Origin of the sequence: Lysinibacillus sp. GbtcB16 (assembly GCF_019091145.1) — a bacterium.
Lineage (GTDB): Bacteria > Bacillota > Bacilli > Bacillales_A > Planococcaceae > Lysinibacillus > Lysinibacillus fusiformis.
Genome location: NZ_JAGXJV010000171.1, coordinates 152 through 387, shown reverse-complemented (window position 1 = coordinate 387; position 236 = coordinate 152). Strand labels below are relative to the sequence as shown.

Annotated in this window: 1 pseudogene; it reads left to right on the top strand. The window is 55.1% G+C overall.

From position 1 onward, the window contains the following. Window positions 1-236: pseudogene (locus tag KVT27_RS23875) on the top strand (collagen-like protein); the annotation flags it as partial.

Sequence of the window (236 nt, the reverse complement as noted above, 5' to 3'; positions counted from 1 at the left end):
GGAGCAACGGGACCTCAAGGAGAAATAGGACTAACCGGAGCAATGGGACCACAAGGGATAACAGGGTCAAGAGGTGCGACAGGACCCCAAGGAGAAATAGGACTAACCGGAGCAATGGGACCACAAGGGATAACGGGATCAACAGGAGCGACAGGACCCCAAGGAGAAATAGGACTAACCGGAGCAATGGGACCACAAGGGATAACAGGGTCAAGAGGTGCGACAGGACCCCAAGG